This window comes from Vibrio sp. M260118 (assembly GCF_036533755.1).
Classification (GTDB): domain Bacteria; phylum Pseudomonadota; class Gammaproteobacteria; order Enterobacterales; family Vibrionaceae; genus Vibrio.
Genome location: NZ_JATABG010000660.1, coordinates 1 through 753 on the forward strand (window position 1 = coordinate 1; position 753 = coordinate 753).

A 753-nucleotide genomic window follows, 5' to 3' on the forward strand; every position below is an offset into this window, starting at 1 on the left:
CCACTGTAATCGCGTCAAGGGCAATGGGAAGTTCTAAAAATTTGATTCCATTGGCTTTGCAAAGCTCGATTTCACTCGTTTTGATTGGGCGAGATGCGTTGGAGATATCAGTTCGACCACGACAGAATTTCCGAAACCCACCGCCAGTACCCGTTATACCGATGACAACTTGAGTCCGGCCTCTTTCTGCTAATGCATATTGCTGAGCTGACTGCTTGGTAATAGGGTAGACGGTGCTAGAACCTTCAATTTTAATCAAATCTTTTGCAACCACGTGACTAGCGGAAAACAGGCAAATTATCCAGCAGCAGTTCTTGAACAACGAAAATACGTGTCGATTCATGGGGTTTTTAAGTTCGATAAAGCAGAGCAAAGATTACAGTCGTTACGAAAATATAGGTTGTTTACTGATTGGAAACAATGGTGTGGCTGCGCGTGTCATCAAAATTTCATCAATGGTGGTTGCTCGGTATTTGTTTACGTGGATCTTCATAGTTTTGCAATAAAGCGGACCTATTTTAAGAGCAACGCACCAACATGCGCTTAGCGCAAACGAAGTATTCTCGACTACCATGAAACGCAAGTACCTATTTACATCTATCTTGGCTCTATTAGTGATCCTATCGACAACAGCGTTAGTCACTCAGGCTACCCATTTGCTCAGAGACAAATCCCCGTTGGCAGAAGCCGCTGCAGAAATCAAAGTGAACGGCACACTCGCGTATCTGTGGTTTGATGAAATAATGTCGGGAG

General features: G+C 43.8%; 2 protein-coding genes. One reads left to right on the forward strand and one right to left on the reverse strand.

Translation table 11 applies throughout. The features are described 5' to 3' along the window. On the reverse strand, positions 1-259 hold a 259-nt coding region (locus QTO00_RS20365; RefSeq protein ID WP_331426366.1), incomplete at its 3' end, for a substrate-binding domain-containing protein. 313 nt (positions 260-572) lie between these two features. On the opposite strand from QTO00_RS20365, the gene QTO00_RS20370 reads away from it, so the two are divergent. Beyond that, positions 573-753: hypothetical protein (locus QTO00_RS20370; RefSeq protein WP_331426367.1), on the forward strand; the 181-nt coding region annotated here is incomplete at its 3' end.